Annotated in this window: 7 protein-coding genes; all 7 read right to left on the reverse strand. The window is 61.6% G+C overall.

The genetic code is table 11. The features are described 5' to 3' along the window. On the reverse strand, positions 1-390 hold a 390-nt coding region (locus ACFFAR_RS20045), incomplete at its 3' end, for a HipA N-terminal domain-containing protein (protein WP_375508335.1). Further along, a complete protein-coding gene (locus ACFFAR_RS20050) occupies positions 390-659 on the reverse strand; it encodes a helix-turn-helix domain-containing protein (protein WP_083638098.1) in 270 nt (89 codons plus the stop codon). The genes ACFFAR_RS20045 and ACFFAR_RS20050, both read right to left, overlap by 1 nt. A gap of 329 nt (positions 660-988) precedes the next feature. Beyond that, positions 989-1,711 carry a monofunctional biosynthetic peptidoglycan transglycosylase gene (mtgA, locus tag ACFFAR_RS20055; protein ID WP_062000268.1) on the reverse strand — a complete coding sequence of 241 codons (723 nt, stop codon included), beginning with the start codon at positions 1,709-1,711 and terminating at the stop codon, positions 989-991. Positions 1,712-1,742: 31 nt separating this feature from the next. Continuing rightward, positions 1,743-2,609 carry a shikimate dehydrogenase gene (gene aroE, locus ACFFAR_RS20060; protein WP_375508336.1) on the reverse strand — a complete coding sequence of 289 codons (867 nt, stop codon included), beginning with the start codon at positions 2,607-2,609 and terminating at the stop codon, positions 1,743-1,745. Then, positions 2,606-4,666, reverse strand: a complete 2,061-nt coding sequence (locus ACFFAR_RS20065; protein ID WP_375508337.1) for a ribonuclease catalytic domain-containing protein — start codon at positions 4,664-4,666, stop codon at positions 2,606-2,608. Before ACFFAR_RS20065 ends, aroE begins: the two co-directional genes overlap by 4 nt. Positions 4,667-4,768: 102 nt before the next feature. After that, positions 4,769-5,356 carry a YqiA/YcfP family alpha/beta fold hydrolase gene (locus ACFFAR_RS20070; RefSeq protein ID WP_062000271.1) on the reverse strand — a complete coding sequence of 196 codons (588 nt, stop codon included), beginning with the start codon at positions 5,354-5,356 and terminating at the stop codon, positions 4,769-4,771. After that, on the reverse strand, positions 5,353-6,810 hold the full coding sequence (gene mpl / locus ACFFAR_RS20075; protein WP_375508338.1) for a UDP-N-acetylmuramate:L-alanyl-gamma-D-glutamyl-meso-diaminopimelate ligase: 1,458 nt from the start codon (positions 6,808-6,810) through the stop codon (positions 5,353-5,355). Before mpl ends, ACFFAR_RS20070 begins: the two co-directional genes overlap by 4 nt. Positions 6,811-6,929 lie beyond the last annotated feature (119 nt).

Raw genomic sequence — 6,929 nt, forward strand, 5'->3', positions numbered from 1 at the left:
CTGCTGATCGGCCGTGTACTCCGCCTCCGCATTTACGCCGCCCTCTTCGCCGGCCGCAGCGTTTTGCGCCGGGGCCGTGAAACTCAACGCGCCGACCGGTTCTTTCCCCAGGATGTGCATCAAGCCAAAAGTGTTGTCCTTCGACATTTGGTGCATGACCGAGGCGACTTCAAGTGCACGCCCTTCAGGAAGCAGGTTTGCGAGGAAGCGATGCACGGTCCCGAGTTTCGGCTGCTCGCCCGAAAGCGGAATATGCGGCGAAAGCGGGAAAGCGGCGTCCCTGGCCTGCCAGGCTTCATCGTATTTAAAGCTGTAGACGTCTTGCTGCGACTCGAAGCCTAGTTGCCCTACCGGGCCGTCCTGCGTGGAAACGTTGAGCACATGCGCCATCAGGATTGTCCTCCCCGGAGGGACGCCTTCGCATGACTGGTCGGCTCATTCAAAGCGCGCAATGCGGTCGTCGACTCGTTCTTCGGAAGCACCAGCATGATCAAACCGAACCCTTCGAGCACTCGGAGCAGCCGATCCGAGCCGACCGGATGCCCGTTCTCGAGCCGGGAAAGCACGCTTGCGGACACCCCTAGCAGATCGGCGGCGTCGTCGATGCGCATGGCCTGCTCAAGTCGGCGATTGCGTACCAAGGCGCCGAGCGCAGCCATGTCTCGGGCGAGCGCTGTGACATTGGGATCATGCGGAGACAGTGATCGAGCCATAGTTATGCAATATGGAAACAATGAAAGTTGGACACCCACTCCACATTATAGTTTCCTTTTAAAGAAACTAATCATTAGGAGTTCAGCATTGACCTTTAGTTTCTATATACGAAAACAATGGCATTGGGCCGCTGCCTGGTGGATAGTTTCCACATTCTCAGAACAATTTGTCCTTAGCGGAACCGGACTGTGTAGACGGCCAGATAAAAAACCCCGCCAAGCGGGGTTTCCGTTCCTTCGTCACGCGCCGCATCCCGATCAACGCACAAGCGCACTCACTGCGGCAACTCCGCCGCCCCCATCCGCCTCGCAATTACCCCCGCCCGCTGCGACAGATACGCGGACCCGCGATGTTCATCGAAGTATTTCGGCCTTGGCAGCATCACCGCCAGCCGCGCCGATTGCCACGCGGTCAGCTTCGATGCCGACGTCTTGTAGTAATAACGCGCCGCAGCTTCGGCGCCATACACGCCGTTGCCCCACTCCACCGAATTCAGGTAGATCTCGAAAATGCGCTCCTTGTCCATCCAGAACTCGAGCATCGATGTAATCACGAGTTCCTGCGCCTTCCTCACATAACTCTTTTCCCGCGATAAAAACAGGTTCCGCGCCAGTTGCTGCGAGATGGTCGAGCCGCCCGCCACGATTTTCCCGCGCGCCTTGTTCTTCTCCCAGGCTTGCAGGATGGCATCGGTTTCATAACCGTTGTTGTTGACGAAATTCGCGTCCTCGGACGCAATGATCGCGCGCTTCAGATTTCGCGATATCTGATCGTACGGAACCCACGTGCGCTGAATGGAAAGATCGGGACGATCCTGCGCAAGCCGCCAGGCATCGGAACGCATGAACGCCGTGGACGATGGATTCACCACCGTGTAGATGCCGACCATCGCGAAGAAGTAGACCTGCGTGGCGATGACCGCAATCATCATCACCGAGATGCCGTAGACAATCCATCGGGCCGGCCCGAGACGCACGGGCGATTTTGTTCTTGTCATCGTGCTTGTTCTGTTGAGAAGGCCAGCCGCTTCAAATTGACTTCGATAACTCCAGCCGCAACGCCCGCAGCACCGCGCCGCTGTCCGGACGCACCCCGCGCCACAGGAAAAACGATTCCGCAGCCTGTTCCACGAGCATCCCGAGTCCATCCGATGAACGCGCGCCCAGGGTTTCGGCGTGGCGCATGAAGACGGTCGGCTGCGCGCTGTACATCATGTCGTAGGCGAGTGTGCCGGGGCCGAACGAGGCGTCGTCGCACGTGGGCAGTGCATCGTCCAGACTGCCGGCCGTCGCGTTGACGATCACATCGTACGGGCCCGCTTCCACGCTGTCCGCGCCGCCGCCCGAGAACCGCACGTTTGCGGCGTGGGCGGCATCGGAGAAGTGATCGACCAGTATTTGCGCCTTCGATGCCGTCCGGTTCACGATCGTCAGCGCTGCAACGCCGCAATCGAGCATGGGCAACACGACACCACGCGCCGCGCCGCCGGCGCCGAGCAACAACACGCGTGCGCCCTTCAAGCCAACGCCCAGATTCCCTTCGATATCGCGCACGAGGCCGACGCCATCGGTGTTGTCGCCAAGCACGCCATCCGCGTTGAACGCCAGGGTGTTCACCGCCCCCGCCGCCGCAGCGCGCGGCGTGAGCGTGTTGGCGAAAGCGTGTGCGTCGAGCTTGAACGGCACGGTCACGTTCATGCCGCGACCGCCTGTTTCAACGAAAGCGCGGACATCGCCGGCAAATTCGCCAATGGTTCCCAGCACGCGCCCGTATTCGATCCGCTCGCCGGTCTGCTCGGCGAAACGCGCGTGAATCCACGGCGATTTGCTATGCGCGACCGGATTGCCGATCACCGCGTATTGGTCGATGCCCTCGCCCCGAACGCCCGATGTCATTGCGCGGGCTCCGTCGCGTCCGGCGTGTTTTCGCCAGCCGGTTGCGGCTCTTCCGCAGGCGTGGCTTCCGCCTGCGCCTCGGCCTCGCTTTCGGCGCTCAGGTCTTCCGCTTCGACCAGTTCTTCTTCCGGCTCTTCCGGCTGCGTTGCCGCGCCTGAAGGTGCATCGATCACGTGCAACAAGCGGCACGATGCCTCGACGGTGAGTTCATCGAGATTCATCACTTCCAGCATCACCTTCGTTCCGCGCGCATGCACGCCGAGCCCGGGGACGTGGAGCATCAGCGGGATTTCATCGAGGCGCACGAGATCGTCCTTCACCACCGCCGCCACGACCTGCTTCTTGTTCTCCTGCTTCAGCCAGCGCAGACACCAGAAGAATTCCATGCGCCGTTGATGATCGGCGTAGGCGGAATACTGGTCATCGAATCCCTGGACGACCGCGAACAGATCGGCATCTTTCGGCTTGAACGGCGCGACGAGCGCCGCCGTCACGCCATGCCGCACGCACGCGAGCAACTGCCATTGATTGACCAGGTCGACATACCGGCGCAACGGCGACGTGCTCCACGCGTATTGCGCAACGCCCAGCCCTTCGTGCGGCGCGGGCGTGGTCTGCATGCGCGTGCGCTTCGGACCCGGCGCGCCAAACCCGCGCTGCGAGCGGTAAATGCCCGGCACGCTGTGGTCATTCAAAAACGCGCCCCAAGATGAATTCGCAAGGATCGCCAGCTCGGCCACGATCAGATCGAGCGGCGACCCGCGGCGGCGCGGCGTGATCTCGATGTGTTCGCCTTCCACATAAAAATTGAAGTCGTTATTGCGCTGCACCTCGCGCCGCAAACCGTAACCGGCACGGGCTTCCTGACGCTTTTCGAACAGCGCCTGCGCGAGCGGCCACAGCACCGCGATGTCATCCTTATGCGGATATTCGCCCGTTCCCGCCGCGAGCGATTCCTCTGTGACATGTTCGTCGAGATAGTTGTGCCGAAGATTGCTCTTCACGAACACGCGTTCTGCACGCGTCTCGCTGGCGACGATCTCCTGCGTTTCCCGGTTCACGATGATGTAAAGCGACAACGCCGGCCGCAATCCGCCTTCGGCAAGCGTGAACGCTTCCACGACGCTGTCCGGCAGCATCGTGATCTTGTCGCCAGGCATGTAGACCGTTGAAAGACGCGTGCGCGCGATGGCATCGATCATGTCGCCGCGCGTAATGCCCAACGCCGGCGCGGCAATATGCACGCCGATACGAACGCGGCCATCGGCGAGATGTTCGACGGAAAACGCGTCATCGATTTCGGTGGTCGTGACGTCATCGATAGAAAACGCCTGAACGTCCGCTTCCGGCAGATCGTCCGGCAACGGCGGCACGGTAACCGGCGCAAAGCCTGTCCCGTGCGGGAAAAATTCGGAGAGAAAACGCGCTTCGTGCAATGCACGCGCCGACGGAATGCCGCCGACTTCCAGCATCAGCCGCGCTTGCGAGATGCCGCGCGTCGCTGCGGCGCCCTCGAGCGCCTTATATTCGATGGAGTTCTTGTCCGGCTTCGTCAGCAAGCCAATCGCCTTGCCGGCAAGCGCTTCGGGCAATTTGCCGGCGACCAGTTCCTCTTCGTAGCCCGCCTGCACGAGCGCGAGTTGCCGTTTCTTTTCGAGCCCCGCGAGCGCCATCTGCAACTGTTCCTGCGGCGCGCGCTGATATTGGCCACGGCCTTTCCGGCGGAAATACACCGGCGATCCGTGCATGCGCAAGACGAGCGCGGCGCGTTCGGTCGCGCCGAATTTATCGCCGAAATAATCCGCGCCGAGCTCCGCGAACGGAAACTCTTCCTCCGGCGCGCATTCCCACAGGAAATCCAGATCGATGTCCTTCGCGATGGCGTCGGCCTGTTGCATCAAATCGGCGGCATTCGGTTTCTCGAACTCGATCAACACGTCTTTTGCGCGCACCTTCGCGCGCCGTCCGCCCGGCAATTCGACCTGGAATGCATCGTTTGCCTTCGACAAAACAGCGCCGGCCTTGAAACTACCCGATTCCTCGAAAAAAACGTTCACTCAGTACTCTCGAAAGACTGTTGGTCGGCATGGCGTGCAGGCGGGCGTGTTCCCCGGTTGCCAAGCGCCAGGCCAACGAAAAATGGATGCGCTTGAAAAGATTCAGGCCGCGGCTGCCGGCGGCTGGACTGCGCAGAACGCCAGCACGTCATCCAGATAACTGGAAAAGTCGCTGATGGCGTGATTGCTGCCCTGGATCAGCGTGGTTCGCACGCCGGGATAATGCTTGAGCATGGTGCGGTAATCGAGCACTTCGTCGCCCGTGGCGGCTATCAAATAGTAGCGCTCCGGCTGCGTGATCGATGGTACGGAAAGCGCACGTAATTCGTCGATATGCCACGGCTCCACCACGATACTTCCGCCGCCATGCCACAACGGCTGCTCGCCGATATACGCGCTCAAGTCTTCCTGCGGCACGACCGCCGGGTTCAGCAGCACGGCGCGCCAACCGTGCTTTTCGGCGAGCCACGTTGCATAGAACCCGCCAAGCGAACTGCCGACCAGCGTGATGTCTTGGCCGATTGCCTGTGCGGCGAGCGACTCCGCAAGCGCGATGGCATCGCGCGGTGAAACCGGCAGCACGGGACAGCACCATTCTTGGCTGAGTCCGAGTTCTTCCAGCCGCGCGCGCATCAATCGAGCCTTGAACGATTGCGGCGATGACCGGAAGCCGTGCAAATAGAGAATCACTCACGCTCCTTCGTGGCAGGACGCGCCGACAATGCATCCAGCAATTTCTGGTGCACGCCGCCGAAGCCGCCGTTGCTCATGACCAGCACATGATCGCCCGGTTTCGCCGCCGCGACGACCGACTTCACCAGGAGCGCGAGGTCGTCGAACGCGCGGGCTTTGTCGCCGAGCGGGCTCAACGCCGCTTGCAGATCCCAGCCGAGCTTGTCGCGGCCTTCGTGCGCGCCGTAGCCGAAGATCAGGTCGGCGCCCGCGAGACTGGCGGGTAGTTGCGCTTTCATGGTGCCGAGTTTCATGGTGTTCGAACGCGGTTCCAGCACGGCCAGAATCCGGTTCTTCCCGCCGATACGAGTTCGCAATCCAGCCACCGTCGTTTCGATGGCAGTCGGATGGTGCGCGAAGTCATCGTACACGGTCACGCCGTCGACGCTACCCTTCACTTCCATGCGCCGCTTCACGTTGCGAAACGCTGAGAGCGATTGCGTCGCTTGCGCGGGCGGAACGCCCACCGAGCGCGCCGCCGCGATCGCCGCCAGCGCGTTCAGGCGGTTGTGTTCGCCTTGAACTTGCCAGTCGACCACGCCCATGCGCTCACCTTCCCAATAGACGGCGAATTGTTCATCGGCGGGAACGCCTTCGGTGGCCGGCTGCGCTTCCCAGCCGCCTTGCACGCCGAAACGCTCGACACTTGACCAGCAACCGCGCGTCAGCACGCGTTCGAGTGCGTCCTCACGCCCGTTCGTCACGATCCTGCCGACGCCGGGAACGGTGCGCACGAGATGGTGGAATTGGGTTTCGATGGCGCCGAGATCCGGAAAGATGTCGGCGTGATCGAATTCGAGGTTGTTCAGAAGCGCCGTGCGCGGGCGGTAATGGACGAACTTCGAGCGTTTATCGAAGAAAGCCGTGTCGTATTCGTCGGCTTCGATCACGAAGAAGCTCGAATCCGTGAGACGCGCTGAAATGCCGAAATTGAGCGGCACCCCGCCGATGAGGAATCCCGGATTGAGACCCGCATCCTCCAGCAGCCACGCGAGCATGGAACTCGTGGTGGTCTTGCCGTGCGTGCCGGCGACTGCGAGCACCCATTTGCCGTTCAGGACATGTTCGCCGAGCCATTGCGGGCCGGACGTGTAGGGCAGGCCGCGATCGAGGATGGCTTCCATCAGTGGATTGCCGCGAGTGACCACGTTGCCGATCACGAAGAGATCGGGTTCCAGTGCGATCTGTTCGACCCCGTACCCCTCGATCAACTCGATGCCTTGAGCTTCGAGCTGCGTGCTCATGGGGGGATAGACGCCGGCGTCGCAGCCGGTGACGCGGTGTCCGGCTTCGCGCGCGAGGACTGCGAGACCGCCCATGAATGTGCCGCAGATGCCGAGGATGTGAATGTGCATAGAGGTTTGTTGGCACGGGGGGAAGTTGGGAATATTCCTGCGCCCGGAGGGGGATATTGTAACCGACAGGGTTGGACGGCTGGCGCCTGGGGCGGGATTCGGCGGGGGAGGTCGGGGGTGATGCCGGGTTGTTGCTCTTCAGGTCTTCGCGCGTTCCGTTCTAGCTGATCTTTTTC

This window comes from uncultured Caballeronia sp., assembly GCF_964243625.1.
Lineage (GTDB): Bacteria > Pseudomonadota > Gammaproteobacteria > Burkholderiales > Burkholderiaceae > Caballeronia.

What these genes read in the sequence shown, in the direction of transcription:
- aroE (WP_375508336.1), bottom strand. Translation starts at nt 2,609, where the DNA reads ATGACATCGGGCGTTCGGGGCGAGGGCATCGACCAATACGCGGTGATC.
- ACFFAR_RS20050 (WP_083638098.1), bottom strand. Translation starts at nt 659, where the DNA reads ATGGCTGCGCTCGGCGCCTTGGTACGCAATCGCCGACTTGAGCAGGCC.
- mtgA (WP_062000268.1), bottom strand. Translation starts at nt 1,711, where the DNA reads ATGACAAGAACAAAATCGCCCGTGCGTCTCGGGCCGGCCCGATGGATT.